The following is a 16810-nucleotide window of genomic DNA, read 5'->3' as shown; positions in this document are numbered from 1 at the left end:
GACAGGTTGCGGCGATCTTATCGGTTTTCAGCATAGAAGGTCAGGGGTAGAGTGGGCGTCATTGTCTCTTGACCCGAATTCACCTGGAGCGACTCATGACCCAGACTTCGAACACTTCCAATCTGCGTAACGGCCCGGACGATAACGGCCTGTTCGGCGCGTTCGGTGGCCGCTATGTCGCTGAAACCCTGATGCCGTTGATCCTCGATCTGGCCCGCGAATATGAAACGGCCAAGGAAGATCCTGCATTCAAAGAAGAATTGGCCTACTTCCAGCGCGACTACGTAGGACGTCCGAGCCCACTTTATTTTGCAGAGCGTCTGACCGAGTTCTGTGGCGGCGCGAAGATCTATCTCAAGCGCGAAGAGCTGAATCACACCGGCGCGCACAAGATCAACAACTGCATCGGCCAGATCCTGCTGGCACGGCGCATGGGCAAGAAACGCATCATCGCCGAGACCGGCGCCGGCATGCACGGTGTGGCGACTGCCACCGTGGCCGCACGTTTTGGTCTGGATTGCGTGATCTACATGGGCACCACTGACATCGAACGTCAGCAGGCCAACGTGTTCCGCATGAAGCTGCTGGGTGCCGAGGTGATTCCGGTGGTGGCCGGCACCGGCACCCTGAAAGACGCGATGAACGAAGCCCTGCGTGACTGGGTGACCAACGTCGACAGTACTTTCTACCTGATCGGCACCGTGGCCGGCCCGCATCCTTATCCTGCGATGGTTCGCGACTTCCAGGCTGTGATCGGCAAGGAAACCCGTGACCAACTGCAAGCACAGGAAGGTCGTCTGCCGGACAGCCTGGTGGCGTGCATCGGCGGTGGTTCCAACGCCATGGGCCTGTTCCACCCGTTCCTCGACGACAAGAGCGTCGAGATCATCGGTGTTGAAGCGGCCGGCTATGGCATCGAAACCGGCAAGCACGCCGCCAGCCTCAACGGCGGCGTTCCGGGTGTGCTGCACGGTAACCGCACTTTCCTGCTACAGGACGACGACGGCCAGATCATCGACGCCCACTCGATCTCCGCCGGCCTCGATTATCCGGGTATCGGCCCGGAGCACGCCTGGTTGCATGACATCGGCCGCGTTCAATACACCTCGGTGACCGACGACGAAGCCCTCGATGCGTTCCACAAATGCTGCCGCCTGGAAGGGATCATTCCTGCTCTGGAAAGCGCTCATGCCTTGGCTGAAGTATTTAAACGCGCACCGACGCTGCCGAAAGATCACCTGATGGTGGTCAACCTGTCCGGTCGTGGCGACAAAGACATGCAGACCGTCATGCATCACATGGAACAATCGCAGCAGGAGAAACACTGATGAGCCGCCTGCAAACCCGTTTTGCCGAACTCAAAGAACAGAACCGCGCGGCGCTGGTGACTTTCGTCACCGCCGGTGATCCGGATTACGACACTTCGCTGGCGATCCTCAAAGGCTTGCCGAAGGCCGGTGCCGATGTGATCGAGTTGGGCATGCCGTTCACCGACCCGATGGCCGATGGCCCGGCGATTCAACTGGCGAACATTCGTGCGCTGGGCGCAAAGCAAAATCTGTTGAAAACCCTGCAAATGGTTCGCGAATTCCGTGAAGACAACGGCGATACGCCGCTGGTGCTGATGGGCTATTTCAACCCGATCCATATGTACGGCGTGCCGCGTTTCATCGCCGATGCGAAAGAGGCCGGCGTCGACGGTCTGATCGTGGTCGACATGCCACCTGAGCACAACGCCGAGCTGTGCGACCCGGCCCAGGCTGCCGGTCTGGACTTCATCCGCCTGACCACGCCGACCACCGACGACGCACGACTGCCGAAAGTGCTCAACGGCAGCTCCGGTTTCGTTTACTACGTGTCGGTAGCCGGTGTGACCGGTGCCGGTGCTGCAACGCTGGAACACGTCGAGGAAGCGGTCACCCGTCTGCGTCGTCATACCGACCTGCCGATCAGCATCGGTTTCGGCATCCGCACTCCGGAGCAAGCGGCCGCCATCGCGCGTCTGGCCGATGGTGTTGTCGTGGGTTCGGCGTTGATCGATCACATCGCCAACGCGACCACGCCGGATCAGGCTATCGACGGCGTACTGAGCCTTTGCTCGGCATTGTCCGAAGGCGTGCGTAAGGCTCGCGTCAGCTGAAGGTAAAGTTCCTGATACAGAGGAATTAGCGCCTCACGGCACAGACTAAATGAGCAAGACCGAGGGATTCAGAACCACGTTCTGAATCCCTTTTTGCTGTTTGTGCCGTGAGGAAAGACCCGATGAAAATGCCGAAACGTCTGATTGCCGGACTGGGCGTGCTGATGATCAGCGCGACACCGCTGCTGGCCAGCGCCGATCAGCGCGATGATCACGACCACGGCGGCCCGCAGCAGCAGGGCCATTACGATAACCGCGGTGACAATCGTGGTGATGATCACCGTGGCCCGCAGAACGATCACCGTGGCGGCCCGCCACGCGATTTCGGCCCGGTGCGCCAGACCATCCGTGACAACCACGGCTACTTTGTACGCGGTGCACCGCCACCGCCGGGGATCCATCTGGAGCGCGGCCGGCCGTTGCCGCACGGCTATTACGGCGAGCGTCTGGATGGTCGGGCGTTGGGACGTTTGCCGGTGTATCCGGGTTATGAATGGCGCCGCACCGGGAGCGACATCGTGCTGATCGCGGTGGGTACGGGGATCGTTTACGAAATTCTCGATGGGGTTTTGTATTAATCGTCTGATCTAACTGACAGTCCATTAACTGTGGTGAGGGGATTTATCCCCGATGGGCTGCGAAGTAGCCCCGAATCCGGCAAACACGGATGATCAGGTAAACCGTGTTCGTTGGGATTGCGACTGCTGCGCAGTCGGTCGGGGATAAATCCCCTCACCAAAAAGGTGTGGGTTAACCTTAGGTTCAGGGCAGTTCCAGTCCGCCCGAAGCCTTGTGCAGTTTGCGCAGGTGTTCGCCGATCTGCTTCACATTGGCCTCGCTGGCCGCAATTTCAGCGGCTCGTTTCGGCTCAAGCAACTTACGAACTTCTGCGTCCAGATCACCCGACAGTGCCAGCAGCTTCTTCTGACGCTGGCTGCTTTCCGCTTCCAGTCGGCTGAACTCACTCGGCTGCGGCAATCCGTAGCCCTTGGAGTCCAGCAGTTCTGCCGGACGACTGAGGAAGCCGCTGTTGGCGAGGATTTCCTGCAGGGTCGCGTTGGCCTTGTCCATTCCGCCGTTTTCCAGCTCGCGCGCACCGAGGTAACGCTGTTTGACCTCGTCCTGCGCGAGCAGCAATTGGCGGCGATAGCTCGCCTGTTCCAGCAGCAGTAACGCGGCGCTGGTGCGCAGGTCGGCGCGCTCGAACCATTCACGACGCTCTTCAGCGGTCAGCGAAAGCCATTCCTCAACGGTGTTCTGTTTGATTGGCAATTGCTTCTTCAACACGTCGAACATTGCCTGATAACGATCGCGGAACGAGTCGAAGCGGTAACCCAGACGCAGTGCCTCTTTCGGGTCGTCCAGCACGCTGGTATCGGCCAGGCCGCGGCCCTTCATCACTTCCAGCAAGCCGTTGGGCATGATGCTGTCCAGCCCGACGAACTGCGTGTTATCGCTGCCGCTGCGCAACAATTTCAGGCCTTCCACCGCGCAGTTGTTGGACAGGAAGAAGTAGTTGCCGTCGTAGCTCCAGTGCATTTCGGCGGCGTGTTCAACCACGCCCTCGATCTCGCTGCGTGACAGGTTCAACGGCACCGAGGCGAGGCTGCGCAGTTCGGTTTTGGTGTACTCGTCGATCACTTGCGCCAGTGGCAAGACGAACAAGCGCGACGGGTACTTGCCGACCAGCCCGTCCCAGCTTGAGAGCTGCACATCGCCAACGAAGGCGCGATACGACAGCACCAGATGCTGATCCAGGTCGAGCCGGCAATCAGGGCCACGCGGCCGTCCCGGCGCGCAGATCACCAGGCGCAGCATGCTGTGACCCCAGCGGCTGACCCAGTTCTGATTGGCCTCGGCCAGCAGGTAATCGACGGCATACACCCGTTCCGGATCGACTTGCCCCAAGGGTTGCTTGGCGAAATCGTTGCCGGCATTGAGGAACGCGAAAGTCTTGGCGCAAGTGTCTTTGGCCGGCGGTGCCCAGCCGAAGTGATCCTGGTAATAGCGATAAAGCGCCGGGCGGCGGCACGCATAACTCGGGTCGAGGAGGAAGTACTCCATATTGACCGCGACGAATTCCTTGGGGCTGGAGATTTCGTACAGATCGGGGCTGCGAGCGATCTGCCGGTTGTGCTGTTCGCGCTCGCCGCGACGACCGACGTATTGCTGCCAACCAGCCAGGTCGAGCAGGCGCGGATCATCGCTGAGGGTAAAGCGCCGAGCGTTCTGGCCACGGCACTCATCGGGAATGCCGATCAGCCCGGCACTGTTGAAGCGCCGGGTGCAGCGCTGAATCAGCGTGCGTTCGGCGCTTGGCCAGAGACGCGCGCGATCATAAATGTGGGTGATTTCATGCAGCACCGTGGCGAGCAGTTCCTGGCGCACAGTGCCGTGGGGGCGATTGGTTTTTTCCTTGGCCGCGCTGCCGTCAGTGAGGCTGGCGAGCAGCTTGCGGTTCAGATCGAGTTCAGCGACCAGTGTGGCCTGGCCATAGGCATTGGCGGGCATGTCGTCGGTCCAGCCAACATCGATGCGCCGATCCAGCCGCTCGATGAAGCTTGGCGGCAGTTTTTGCATCGCCTCATCGATCAGCGCCTGGCTGGCCTGTTGTTGGGCGGGCGTCAGACCGTCGGTCTTGAGCCGCAATTGCAAGCTGGCGTGGGCGCTGTTGCCAAGCAGCAACAACGCCCCGGCCAGCAGCCAGGCGCCAAGTGACTTCACAGTGCGAGGATGGCTTCGGCGAGCACCTGATCACTGGCGTCGCGAGCTTCCGGCACGCGAGTGCGCAGTGTGTTGAGCGCGGCTTCCAGGTGTGCGCCACGGATATCACCGTTGCTGGCGACGAAACTGGCGGCGTCGTCGTGGGCTTCGCGGATGATTTTCGAGTCGCGGATCGACGTAGTGGTGTCGGAAGTGAAATCGATGGTGCGCTGGGAGGCACGGACGATGATGTTACTGGTGGCTACCAGGGTGTGCGCCTGGGCCACGTCGGCCAACAAAAACAGGCCAAGGACGGCAGCAATCAGCGGGCTACGCATGGAACGACTCCGGAGGGACAAGGTTAATCAGGGACTGGGTTAGCTATTGGACGAGAATTGCCTGTGCCAGTTCAAGGTCGCTGACATGAAGTTTCGGCCGGGTTTTGCGCAGGTAGTGCAGTGCGGATTCCAGGCGGGCACCTCGTGTCTCACCGTCACTGGCAACAAACACAGCCGCGTCATCATGAGCGGCGAGCAGCAGTTTACGGTCGAACGGCGCTGAAGACACCATGCCGGTAGCCCAAACGCTCACAACGGTGTTTTGCGTAGAGACATCAAAGGCGTTGGCCGACGTCGTCCAGCAAGCAGTTAACAGTACGGAAGGGACAAGCAGTTTTTGAAGAAAACGCATAAGACTCGTTAACGGTTGGCGAGTCCAAAGGCTAGCGCAATGCCCGGGCTAGAGCCAGCGCCGAAACATCGGGACACGCCCGGCATGTCCCGCGGTGCTGCGATCGATCAGATCGTCAGAATGGCCTGAGCCAGCTGGGCGTCAGTGGCTTGCAGTTGTGGAGCCTGATGGCGGATGTGATCCAGCGCGCTTTCCAGTTTCACCCCACGGATCTCGCCTTCGCTGGCGACGAAGCTGGCGGCGTCGTCACGGGCGGCGAGTACGATCTTGTCGTCGCGAAAGGACGAAGTGACATCGGAAGTGGCGTCGGACGAGGACTTCAGGGCGCCGACGACGGCGTCGGTGGTGACGATGAAGCTGGTGGCGCTGGCGTTTGCAGCCACGGCCAGCAGGGCGGCAGCGCTGAGCAGGCGAAGACGGGACATGAAGTAACTCCTGTGGATAAACCGTATTGAGAGGTGGCTCGGTATCTGAGGAGTCAGACGCCAGTTGCGCATCATTCGCCACGTTCTGCGTGGATATTAGGCCCGCGGCCGCGGTTCGCACAGTGGGCAGAATGCTAGCGCCAGAACGGTTTCTCCATTTCATTCAGCCGATCGGCATGGCTGAGGCCGAGGTCGGCGAGATCCCGACCGTTGAGTTGGGCCAGCAGACGTCGTGTTCTGGCGCGCTCCAGACCCTGCCAGAGTCTGCGTAGCAAGCGCCGTATAGCGTTAGGCCGGCGAGCGGGTTGGAATGGAATTGCTGAAACATCCTGTAAGTCATTCATGACGTATTCCTTTAGCCAGAGAAGGCGGAAGGTCATGTTGAGCGTTGAGTAGATTGCAGGGCAGATACACCAGTGTAAAATTGTACTGGTTCAGATATGGTTTTTGTCAAACTGTACCTGTGTGTGGTTCACTCGCCTGTACTGGTAGTTTTCTTCAGCTCGAAACGACAAAACCCGTCGTGGTTTCCCACGACGGGTTTCGTTTGTTCAATTCGGGTTGCTGGCGGTGGGTCTAACGACCAGAGCCAGCGACGCTACTTAGCGCCAGAACGGCTTGCTCAGCTCTTCGTAGCGTTGTGCTTCGCTGATACCAGCGTCAGCCAGCAGACGCGAATCCAGACGGGCCAGTTGGTGGCGGCTGGAGATGCGGCGCTGCCACAACATCAGGTTGGCGATAACGCGCAGAGGCAGGGAAGCCTGGGATTTTACAGCTTTGTCTTCGAAAAACAGCTCGGAACTGAGTGTACGTTCCATGGTTGACATCCTTCCGCTTGTGGCGGGATCAGGTAGTGGTTTGACTGGTGCCCATGATCCTCTCGTTTGGCCAGTCTCTCTAGATACAGTTCAACTGTATTGTGAGTGACCAGTTAACTGTTTATAGGGGGTGTACGGGTCAAAATTGAGCAAACTGTACCTGTCTGCACCTAAGTAGTGCATTTTTGCTCTAATCGGCCGGAAAGGTAGGTAATTACTGTAGGAAAAGACCGGTACAGCAGTACAGTTTTTGTCGGAAGGAGGGGTTGTCAAAGTCCGCTGACGAAAACTGTGTTTGCGTCAGCGGTTTATCTGTGCGAGTTACACCGCGAGCATGCGTCCGGTTTCTTCCAGATTCATGTGCCAGCTCAAGGCTTCACGCAGGATGTGCGGGGTGTGACCACCGATTGCACAGGCCGCTGTGAAGTAATCGTTCAGCGCCTGGCGGAAGTCCGGGTGCACACAGTTGTCGATGATCACTCGAGCACGTTCGCGTGGCGCCAGACCGCGCAGATCCGCCAGTCCCACCTCGGTCACCAGAATGTCGACGTCATGCTCGGTGTGGTCAACGTGGCTGACCATCGGCACCACACTGGAAATCGCGCCACCCTTGGCAATCGACTTGGTCACGAACACCGCCAGGTGCGCGTTACGGGCGAAGTCGCCGGAACCACCGATGCCGTTCATCATCCGCGTGCCGCAGACGTGGGTGGAGTTGACGTTGCCGTAGATGTCGAACTCCAGCGCCGTGTTGATACCGATGATGCCCAGGCGACGCACCACTTCCGGGTGGTTTGAGATTTCCTGCGGACGCAGGACCAGTTTGTCCTTGTACTTCTCCAGATTGCCGAACACGTCGCTGTTGCGGCGTTCAGACAGCGTGATCGAGCTGCCCGAAGCGAAGCTCAGCTTGCCGGCGTCGATCAGGTCGAAGGTCGAGTCCTGCAAGACTTCGGAGTACATGGTCAGGTCTTCGAATGGCGAATCGATCAGGCCGCACATCACCGCGTTGGCGATGTTGCCGATCCCTGCCTGCAATGGACCGAGTTTGTTGGTCATGCGCCCGGCGTCGACTTCCTGCTTGAAGAAGGTGATCAGGTGTTCGGCGATGGCGTTGGTGTCGACATCCGGAGTCGACACCGTGGACGGCGAATCCGACTGCTGGGTGATGACGATGGCGACGATTTTTTCTGGCGGAATCGGAATCGCTGTGCTGCCGATGCGGTCGTCCACTTTTACCAACGGGATTGGCGTGCGGGTCGGACGATACGTCGGGATATAGATGTCGTGCAGGCCTTCCAGGTTGGCGTTGTGCGCCAGATTGATCTCGACGATGACCTGTTTGGCGAAAATCGCGAAGCTTGCCGAGTTGCCTACCGAGGTGGTCGGCACGATGTGGCCCTGTTCGGTAATGGCTACCGCTTCAATGACAGCGATGTCCGGCAGCTTCAGTTGCTGGTTGCGCAGTTGCTCGACGGTTTCCGACAAGTGCTGGTCGATGAACATCACTTCGCCAGCGTTGATCGCCTTGCGCAAGGTGCTGTCGACCTGGAACGGCATGCGTCGCGACAGCACGCCGGCTTCGGTCAGTTGCTTGTCGAGGTCGTTGCCCAGACTGGCGCCGGTCATCAGGCTGATCTTCAGCGGCGTGACCTTGGCCCGCTCGGCCAGTGCGTGAGGGACGGCTTTGGCTTCGCCGGCGCGGGTGAAACCGCTCATGCCGACGGTCATGCCGTCTTCAATCAGAGCGGCTGCGTCGGCGGCGCTCATCACTTTGTCCAACAACGAAGGCAGGCGAATACGGTCACGGTACATGGATTATTATCTCGGGAAGCGAGTAGCAGGATGCGCAGTCTAGTGAATTTGACGGGCGCCTGTCCCGCTACCAAGGTCGCAAACGAGGCGTCTATTTAGCGGGTTTGAAGTAAAACACCGTTACTGGATCTGCAACAACGCGGCAAATTGTCCGACGTTTTGCACAAACAAAAACGCCCCGACGAATCGGGGCGTTCGGTGTTTCAGCGGGGGAGTTACTCGACCGCTTTGACCATGTCTTCGATGACTTTCTTCGCGTCGCCGAAGACCATCATGGTCTTGTCCAGGTAGAACAGTTCGTTGTCCAGACCGGCATAGCCGCTGGCCATCGAGCGCTTGTTGACGATGATGGTCTTGGCCTTGAACGCTTCAAGAATCGGCATGCCGGCAATCGGCGATTTCGGATCGTTCTTCGCGGCCGGGTTGACCACATCGTTCGCGCCGAGCACCAGCACCACGTCGGCCTGACCGAACTCGGAGTTGATGTCTTCCATCTCGAACACCTGGTCGTAAGGCACTTCGGCCTCGGCGAGCAGGACGTTCATGTGCCCTGGCATACGACCCGCTACCGGGTGAATCGCATACTTCACGGTCACGCCACGGTGGGTCAGCTTCTCGGTCAGCTCTTTCAATGCATGCTGCGCACGTGCTACTGCCAGTCCGTAACCCGGGACGATGATCACAGTGTCGGCGTTGGTCAGCAGGAAGGTCGCGTCGTCAGCCGAGCCGGATTTCACCGGACGGGCCTCTTTCGCGCCGACAGGGCCAGCATCCGCCGTGTTGCCAAAACCACCGAGCAATACATTAAAGAAGGAACGGTTCATCGCCTTGCACATGATGTACGAGAGGATCGCACCGCTCGAACCCACCAGCGAACCGGCAATGATCAGCATCGAGTTGTTCAGCGAGAAGCCGATACCCGCTGCCGCCCAGCCCGAATAGCTATTGAGCATCGACACCACCACCGGCATGTCGGCACCGCCGATCGGGATGATGATCAGCACGCCCATCACAAACGCCAGCGCCAGCATCAGCGCGAACGCGGTGAGGTTGCCGGTGAACATGAAGGTCAGGCCGAGTGTTAGCGTCGCCAGGCCCAACACCGCGTTCAGCTTGTGCTGACCGGCGAACTGTACCGGTGCGCCCTGGAACAAACGAAACTTGTACTTGCCCGACAGCTTGCCGAACGCAATCACCGAACCGGAGAAGGTGATCGCACCGATCGCAGCACCGAGGAACAGCTCCAGTCGGTTGCCCGTCGGGATCGAGTCGCCCAGCTGCTTGACGATGCCCAGCGATTGCGGCTCAACCACAGCAGCAATGGCAATGAACACCGCAGCCAAACCGATCATGCTGTGCATGAACGCGACCAGTTCCGGCATCTTGGTCATTTCAACGCGCTTGGCCATGATCGAACCGGCCGTGCCGCCGACCAGCAGGCCAACAATCACATAACCGATACCGGCGGTGGCCAGCTCAGCGCCAAGCTTATAGATGAGGCCGACGGTGGTGAGAATGGCCAACGCCATGCCGAGCATGCCGAACAGGTTGCCGCGCCGCGACGTGGTCGGGTGCGACAGGCCTTTGAGGGCCTGGATAAAGCAGATCGACGCGATCAGGTAGAGCGTCGTGACGAGATTCATGCTCATTACTTCGGCGCCTCTTCTTTTACTTTCGGGGCTTTCTTCTTGAACATCTCAAGCATGCGGCGAGTCACCAGGAAGCCGCCGAACACGTTGACCGCAGCCAGCGCCACGGCAAGGGTGCCCATGGTTTTGCCCAGCGGTGTAACGGTTAGCGCAGCCGCAAGCATGGCGCCGACGATCACGATCGCCGAGATGGCGTTGGTGACCGCCATCAATGGCGTGTGCAGCGCAGGCGTAACGTTCCAGACCACGTGATAACCGACATAAATCGCCAGCACGAAGATGATCAGGTTGTAGATACCGGGGGAGATAAGCTCTTCCATCGTCTGAATCCCTGCTTAGGCGTTTTTGCGGATGACTTGGCCGTCGCGGCACATCAGGCACGCGGCGACGATGTCGTCTTCGAGGTTGACGTCGAACTGGCCTTCTTTGGTGAAGACCAGCTTGAGGAAGTCCAGCAGGTTGCGTGCGTACAGCGCCGAAGCGTCTGCAGCGACTTCACCGGCCAGGTTGGTCGGGCCGCAAATGGTCACGCCGTTTTCGACGACGACCTGATCAGCCACGGTCAGCGGGCAGTTGCCACCTTGAGCTGCAGCGAGGTCGATGACCACCGAGCCGGGCTTCATCTGTGCCACGGTTTCCGCGCTCAATAGTGTCGGCGCCTTGCGGCCAGGGATCAGGGCGGTGGTGATGACGATGTCAGCCTGTTTGGCGCGTTCGTGAACGGCCTGAGCCTGACGCTGCATCCAGCTCGCCGGCATCGGCCGTGCGTAACCGCCGACACCGACGGCGCATTCGCGCTCTTCATCGGTCTCGTAAGGCACGTCGACAAACTTGGCGCCGAGGGATTCGATCTGTTCCTTCACAGCCGGACGTACGTCGGACGCTTCAATCACCGCACCCAGACGTTTCGCCGTGGCAATCGCCTGCAACCCGGCCACGCCCGCGCCAAGAATCAGTACGCGCGCCGCTTTCACTGTGCCCGCAGCGGTCATCAGCATCGGCATGAAGCGTGGATAGTGGTGAGCGGCCAGCAACACAGCCTTATAACCGGCAATGTTCGCTTGCGATGACAACACATCGAGGCTCTGCGCCCGCGAGGTGCGCGGCGCCGCTTCCAAAGCGAATGCAGTAATCCCGCACTCGGCCATTTTGGCGATGGTTTCGTTATTGAACGGGTTGAGCATGCCAACCAGCACCGTGCCGCGCTTGATCAGCGTCAGCTCGGAATCGCTCGGGGCGACCACTTTGAGAATCAGCTCGGCGCCAAACGCGTCATTGGCACTGCCAATGGTTGCGCCTGCCGCTTCATAGGCACTGTCGACGACACTGGCTTTAACGCCGGCGCCGGTTTGCACAGTGACCTTATGACCTTGGCTGATCAGCTTTTTAATGGTTTCCGGGGTTGCAGCAACCCGTGTTTCACCGGTCTGGGTCTCGAGAGGAACACCAATGTGCACGTCAAATCTCCTGCGTGATCTTATTGAGTAAACCCATGCACTACGGATGGTGCGACTGGGGCGGCCGATCAGCACGATCCCGCCAAATCAGGGCGGGGCGCGGCATTTTGCAGGCGAACTTTATGCCCTTCAAGGGATTATGACGGGTGACGGAAAATTAACTACAAGTCATCCCGTGACCGAATGTCGCACATGGCCGGCTTAATCCCTTGCAGGCCGTGCCTTGTAAGGATTCTGGCGGAATTTGAAAATTTTTCTCATCGGCGACGTGAATAGGTCGTGATGAGTCGTAGATGGAGGCTCAAAGCCACGTCTTCAGGCGCTTGTGGGACGTCTGTACGACTTTCGGATACAGTCCGTGTAAATGCGACAAATACTTATATCTGTAGGGCTTTTGGTTTTCTGACTACGAGGTTAAGTATCGCTGTAAGTCGCTATCCTTCTAGGCTGTAGCTCTGCGCCTGATTTACCAGCCAGTCGCGAAATGCCTTCAGAGACGCCGTTTCGACCTTTCGCTCAGGAATCATCAGGTAATAGGCCTTGATGCTGGAGAGCGCATTCGGGTTGGCAATCACCAGGCGTTTCTCGGCCAGTTCACGTTGAATCAGGAACGGTGGAATCAGCGCAATGCCCATGTCGTGCATGGCCGCTTGGGCCAGCATGGAGAATAGCTCGTAGCGCGGACCTGTCATGTCACGCGGGATATTCAAGTGTTGCGAGTTGAACCACTGGCGCCAGGCGTACGGGCGGGTCGTTTGCTGCAGAAGCGGCAGGTCGGCAATGGCTTCGGCTGTCAGATGCGTACTATTGCCGAGTAGGGCGGGGCTGCACACCGGCATCGGATTCTCGCCCATCAGCCTGTGGGATTCGGTACCCGACCAGTCGGCATCGCCGAAGTAGATTGCGGCGTCGAATTCGGTATCGGCGAATAGAAATGGGCGGGTACGGTTGGTCAGGTTAACCGTGACTTCCGGATGCTTGAGCTGGAAATCCTTGAGACGCGGCAGCAGCCATTGGGTGCCGAAGGTCGGCACCACCGCCAGTTCGATCACATTGGTGCCTTGCTGGCCCATCACCGAGAGAGTGTCGCGTTCGACTGCATCCAGTTGCGTCGCGACGCGGCGGCTGTAGGAAAGTCCTGCTTCGGTCAGCTTCACGCCTCGCCGTGAGCGTCGGAATAGCTCCACGTTCAGGAAGTCCTCAAGGCTGGCGATCTGTCGGCAAATGGCGCCTTGGGTGAGGGAAAGTTCTTCGGCTGCCTTGGTAAAGCTCTCGTGGCGAGCGGCAGCTTCGAAGCTGATCAGGGCCGTGGTGCTGGGGATCTTCCTGCGCATGTACGTCAACCTCACTAATACGCCGCGTAAAAGGCATTTAGCGACGTTTCGGAGTGAGAAATTAGCACAACAGAATGCGAAATCCTCGTTTGCCGCGACAGCGAACCGCGCCTAGGATCAATGCCACGTTAATTCACCCGATTTGCGAGGACACACTCATGGGCGGTAAAGCTAGCTTCAACTGGATCGATCCCCTGCTGCTGGATCAACAGCTCACTGAAGAAGAGCGCATGATCCGCGACACCGCCGAGCAGTTCGCTCAACAGAGCCTCGCGCCGCGTGTCCTTGAAGCCTTCCGTCATGAGAAAACTGATCCGGCAATCTTCCGCGAAATGGGCGAAGTCGGTCTGTTGGGTGCGACTATCCCTGAGCAGTACGGCGGCAGCGGCCTCAACTATGTCAGCTACGGCCTGATCGCTCGTGAAGTCGAGCGTGTCGACTCCGGCTACCGCTCGATGATGAGCGTGCAGTCATCGCTGGTGATGGTGCCGATCAACGAGTTCGGTACTGAAGCACAGAAGCAGAAATACCTGCCGAAACTGGCTTCCGGCGAGTGGATCGGTTGCTTCGGTTTGACCGAGCCTGATCACGGTTCCGATCCGGGCGCGATGATTACTCGTGCACGCAAAGTCGACGGCGGCTACAGCCTGACCGGCGCCAAGATGTGGATCACCAATAGCCCGATCGCCGATGTGTTCGTGGTCTGGGCCAAAGACGATGCCGGCGACATCCGTGGCTTCGTGCTGGAGAAAGGCTGGAAGGGCCTGAGCGCTCCGGCGATTCACGGCAAGGTCGGCCTGCGTGCATCGATCACCGGTGAAATCGTCATGGACAACGTGTTTGTGCCAGAAGAGAACATCTTCCCGGACGTACGTGGTTTGAAAGGCCCGTTTACTTGCCTCAACTCTGCACGCTACGGCATCTCCTGGGGCGCGCTGGGCGCTGCCGAGTTCTGCTGGCACACCGCTCGCCAATACACCCTGGATCGCCAGCAGTTTGGCCGTCCATTGGCCGCTACTCAGCTGATCCAGAAGAAGCTGGCCGACATGCAGACCGAGATCACTCTGGCACTGCAAGGCTGCCTGCGTCTGGGTCGTATGAAGGATGAAGGCACGGCAGCCGTTGAAATCACTTCGATCATGAAGCGCAACTCGTGCGGCAAGTCGCTGGATATCGCTCGTATGGCCCGCGACATGTTGGGCGGTAACGGCATCTCCGACGAGTTCGGTGTGGCCCGTCATCTGGTCAACCTGGAAGTGGTGAATACCTATGAAGGTACTCACGACGTTCACGCGCTGATCCTCGGGCGTGCGCAAACCGGTCTGCAAGCGTTCTATTAATAGGAGAGCGACCATGGGCGCGCTGTCGCATCTGCGGGTACTGGATTTATCGCGAGTGTTGGCCGGGCCATGGGCCGGGCAGATCCTCGCCGACCTTGGCGCCGAGGTGATCAAGGTCGAGCGCCCGGGCAATGGCGACGACACGCGCGCCTGGGGGCCGCCCTTCCTTAAAGACGCTTATGGCGAGAATACTTCGGAGGCGGCTTACTACCTGTCGGCCAACCGCAACAAGCAATCGGTGACTATCGACTTCACACGTCCCGAGGGGCAGAAGCTGGTGCGCGAGCTTGCGGCCAAGTCGGACATCCTTATCGAGAACTTCAAGGTCGGTGGGCTCGCCGCTTATGGTCTGGATTATGAGTCTTTGAAGGCGCTCAATCCGAATCTGATTTATTGCTCGATTACAGGATTCGGCCAGACCGGACCCTATGCCAAGCGTGCCGGTTATGACTTCATGATCCAGGGGTTGGGCGGGCTGATGAGCCTGACCGGCCGGCCTGAGGGTGATGACGGTGCCGGGCCGGTAAAGGTTGGGGTGGCGTTGACGGATATTCTCACCGGTCTGTATTCGACGGTGGCGATACTGGCGGCACTGGCTCACCGCGATCATGACGGTGGTGGTCAGCATATCGATATGGCCTTGCTGGATGTACAGGTAGCCTGTCTGGCTAATCAGGCGATGAACTACCTGACTACCGGCAACGCTCCCAAGCGTCTCGGCAATGCACATCCGAATATCGTGCCTTATCAGGACTTTCCTACGGCCGATGGTGATTTCATACTTACCGTTGGTAATGACGGGCAGTTCCGTAAGTTCGCCGAAGTGGCAGGGCAGCCGCAATGGGCTGATGATCCGCGCTTTGCTACTAATAAGCTGCGGGTGGCGAACCGGGCGGTGCTGATACCGCTGATTCGTCAGGCGACGGTTTTCAAGACTACTGCTGAGTGGGTGGCTCAACTGGAGCAGGCGGGCGTGCCGTGTGGGCCGATCAATGATCTGTCCCAGGTGTTCGAGGATCCGCAGGTGAAAGCTCGTGGGTTGGCGATCGAGTTGCCCCATGCGCTGGCCGGGATGGTGCCGCAGGTGGCCAGTCCTATTCGCATGTCGCAGACGCCCGTCGAATATCGTCGCGCGCCGCCTTTATTGGGTGAGCATACGCTGGAGGTTTTGCAGCGCGTGTTGGGTTTGGGCGCCGGTACAGTGGCTGCGTTGAAGGCGGAAGGGGTGCTCTGACTTATCCTTCTATATAGAGGAAAGCGTATTTCCTTCCCTGGGAGGCCGTTTTGGATGTTTTTTAATCGATCTTCAAGTTATTGAAAGAAAAGCGAAATTAACGGTTGACGACAGATTCTGGAGGCCTATAATTCGCCCCACTTCCGGCGCAGTCGAAACGGAAAACTCCTTGATATTCAATGAGTTATACGGTTTTCGATAGCGGGTTGCTTCAGTTCATCGAAGCCTGGAAGGAGTTGAAAGGGTCGTGATGTTTGGCGCTTTTAACGGTTCGATCTTCTCGGTCGAAAGCGGAGAAAAAGAGGTGTTGACAGCAGCGATTAACGCTGTAGAATTCGCCTCCCGCTAACGAGAGATCGGAAGCGCAAGTGGTTGAAGTTGTTGAAGAATTCTTCGAAAGCTTCTGAAAATAATCACTTGACAGCAAATGAGGCTGCTGTAGAATGCGCGCCTCGGTTGAGACGAAAGATCTTAACCAACCGCTCTTTAACAACTGAATCAAGCAATTCGTGTGGGTGCTTGTGGAGTCAGACTGATAGTCAACAAGATTATCAGCATCACAAGTTACTCCGCGAGAAATCAAAGATGTAACCAACGATTGCTGAGCCAAGTTTAGGGTTTCTTAAAAACCCAAAGATGTTTGAACTGAAGAGTTTGATCATGGCTCAGATTGAACGCTGGCGGCAGGCCTAACACATGCAAGTCGAGCGGATGAGAGGAGCTTGCTCCTGGATTCAGCGGCGGACGGGTGAGTAATGCCTAGGAATCTGCCTGGTAGTGGGGGACAACGTTTCGAAAGGAACGCTAATACCGCATACGTCCTACGGGAGAAAGCAGGGGACCTTCGGGCCTTGCGCTATCAGATGAGCCTAGGTCGGATTAGCTAGTTGGTGAGGTAATGGCTCACCAAGGCGACGATCCGTAACTGGTCTGAGAGGATGATCAGTCACACTGGAACTGAGACACGGTCCAGACTCCTACGGGAGGCAGCAGTGGGGAATATTGGACAATGGGCGAAAGCCTGATCCAGCCATGCCGCGTGTGTGAAGAAGGTCTTCGGATTGTAAAGCACTTTAAGTTGGGAGGAAGGGCAGTAACTTAATACGTTGCTGTTTTGACGTTACCGACAGAATAAGCACCGGCTAACTCTGTGCCAGCAGCCGCGGTAATACAGAGGGTGCAAGCGTTAATCGGAATTACTGGGC

At 58.3% G+C, this 16810-nt stretch carries 16 protein-coding genes and 1 rRNA gene (1 of these 17 running past the window's edge); 6 read left to right on the top strand and 11 right to left on the bottom strand.

From position 1 onward, the window contains the following. Window positions 1-95 precede the first annotated feature (95 nt). The 3 genes from trpB to JFT86_RS05955 all read left to right on the top strand — a co-directional run bounded on the left by trpB (window position 96) and on the right by JFT86_RS05955 (window position 2718). Window positions 96-1328: a tryptophan synthase subunit beta gene (trpB, locus tag JFT86_RS05965; RefSeq protein ID WP_201236103.1), complete on the top strand. Its 1233-nt coding sequence runs from the start codon at window positions 96-98 to the stop codon at window positions 1326-1328. Then, entirely contained in the window at window positions 1328-2140 is an 813-nt protein-coding gene (gene trpA, locus JFT86_RS05960; protein WP_201236102.1) for a tryptophan synthase subunit alpha, read from the top strand. Before trpB ends, trpA begins: the two co-directional genes overlap by 1 nt. A 122-nt stretch (window positions 2141-2262) precedes the next feature. Next, on the top strand, window positions 2263-2718 hold the full coding sequence (locus tag JFT86_RS05955) for an anti-virulence regulator CigR family protein (protein WP_201236101.1): 456 nt from the start codon (window positions 2263-2265) through the stop codon (window positions 2716-2718). A gap of 184 nt (window positions 2719-2902) precedes the next feature. Here JFT86_RS05955 and JFT86_RS05950 read toward each other — a convergent pair whose 3' ends face one another. The 11 genes from JFT86_RS05950 to JFT86_RS05900 all read right to left on the bottom strand — a co-directional run bounded on the left by JFT86_RS05950 (window position 2903) and on the right by JFT86_RS05900 (window position 13031). Then, window positions 2903-4864, bottom strand: a complete 1962-nt coding sequence (locus tag JFT86_RS05950; protein WP_201236100.1) for a DUF4105 domain-containing protein — start codon at window positions 4862-4864, stop codon at window positions 2903-2905. Continuing rightward, window positions 4861-5181, bottom strand: coding sequence for a DUF2388 domain-containing protein (locus JFT86_RS05945; RefSeq protein ID WP_201236099.1), 321 nt, complete (start codon window positions 5179-5181; stop codon window positions 4861-4863). The genes JFT86_RS05950 and JFT86_RS05945 overlap by 4 nt, the downstream gene beginning before the upstream one ends. A 43-nt stretch (window positions 5182-5224) precedes the next feature. Continuing rightward, entirely contained in the window at window positions 5225-5533 is a 309-nt protein-coding gene (locus tag JFT86_RS05940) for a DUF2388 domain-containing protein (RefSeq protein WP_201236098.1), read from the bottom strand. Window positions 5534-5640: 107 nt separating this feature from the next. Continuing rightward, the gene (locus JFT86_RS05935) at window positions 5641-5958 is read right to left on the bottom strand and encodes a DUF2388 domain-containing protein (RefSeq protein WP_007911658.1); all 318 of its coding nucleotides are present in this window, start codon (window positions 5956-5958) and stop codon (window positions 5641-5643) included. A gap of 134 nt (window positions 5959-6092) precedes the next feature. Continuing rightward, window positions 6093-6302, bottom strand: coding sequence for a DUF1127 domain-containing protein (locus JFT86_RS05930; RefSeq protein WP_201236097.1), 210 nt, complete (start codon window positions 6300-6302; stop codon window positions 6093-6095). Window positions 6303-6560: 258 nt separating this feature from the next. After that, a complete protein-coding gene (locus JFT86_RS05925) occupies window positions 6561-6776 on the bottom strand; it encodes a DUF1127 domain-containing protein (protein WP_103306481.1) in 216 nt (71 codons plus the stop codon). Window positions 6777-7097: 321 nt separating this feature from the next. Then, window positions 7098-8591, bottom strand: coding sequence for an acetyl-CoA hydrolase/transferase family protein (locus tag JFT86_RS05920; RefSeq protein WP_108224849.1), 1494 nt, complete (start codon window positions 8589-8591; stop codon window positions 7098-7100). 215 nt (window positions 8592-8806) lie between these two features. Continuing rightward, window positions 8807-10240, bottom strand: a complete 1434-nt coding sequence (locus JFT86_RS05915; RefSeq protein ID WP_201236096.1) for an NAD(P)(+) transhydrogenase (Re/Si-specific) subunit beta — start codon at window positions 10238-10240, stop codon at window positions 8807-8809. Further along, a complete protein-coding gene (locus JFT86_RS05910; RefSeq protein WP_003187417.1) occupies window positions 10240-10560 on the bottom strand; it encodes an NAD(P) transhydrogenase subunit alpha in 321 nt (106 codons plus the stop codon). Before JFT86_RS05910 ends, JFT86_RS05915 begins: the two co-directional genes overlap by 1 nt. 15 nt (window positions 10561-10575) lie before the next feature. Beyond that, entirely contained in the window at window positions 10576-11697 is a 1122-nt protein-coding gene (locus tag JFT86_RS05905; protein WP_201236095.1) for a Re/Si-specific NAD(P)(+) transhydrogenase subunit alpha, read from the bottom strand. 434 nt (window positions 11698-12131) lie between these two features. Next, on the bottom strand, window positions 12132-13031 hold the full coding sequence (locus JFT86_RS05900) for a LysR family transcriptional regulator (RefSeq protein ID WP_201236094.1): 900 nt from the start codon (window positions 13029-13031) through the stop codon (window positions 12132-12134). 158 nt (window positions 13032-13189) lie between these two features. Here JFT86_RS05900 and JFT86_RS05895 point away from each other — a divergent pair, with 158 nt between their 5' ends. From JFT86_RS05895 to JFT86_RS05885, 3 genes are all read left to right on the top strand, one after another. After that, window positions 13190-14371, top strand: coding sequence for an acyl-CoA dehydrogenase (locus tag JFT86_RS05895; RefSeq protein ID WP_201236093.1), 1182 nt, complete (start codon window positions 13190-13192; stop codon window positions 14369-14371). Between the two features lie 13 nt (window positions 14372-14384). Then, window positions 14385-15605 carry a CaiB/BaiF CoA-transferase family protein gene (locus JFT86_RS05890; RefSeq protein WP_201236092.1) on the top strand — a complete coding sequence of 407 codons (1221 nt, stop codon included), beginning with the start codon at window positions 14385-14387 and terminating at the stop codon, window positions 15603-15605. A 642-nt stretch (window positions 15606-16247) separates the two neighbouring features. Then, window positions 16248-16810, top strand: a 16S ribosomal RNA gene (locus JFT86_RS05885); it runs 974 nt beyond the window's last position.

The organism is Pseudomonas sp. TH06, assembly GCF_016651305.1.
Lineage (GTDB): Bacteria > Pseudomonadota > Gammaproteobacteria > Pseudomonadales > Pseudomonadaceae > Aquipseudomonas.
This window is presented reverse-complemented; position numbering and strand designations above follow the sequence as displayed.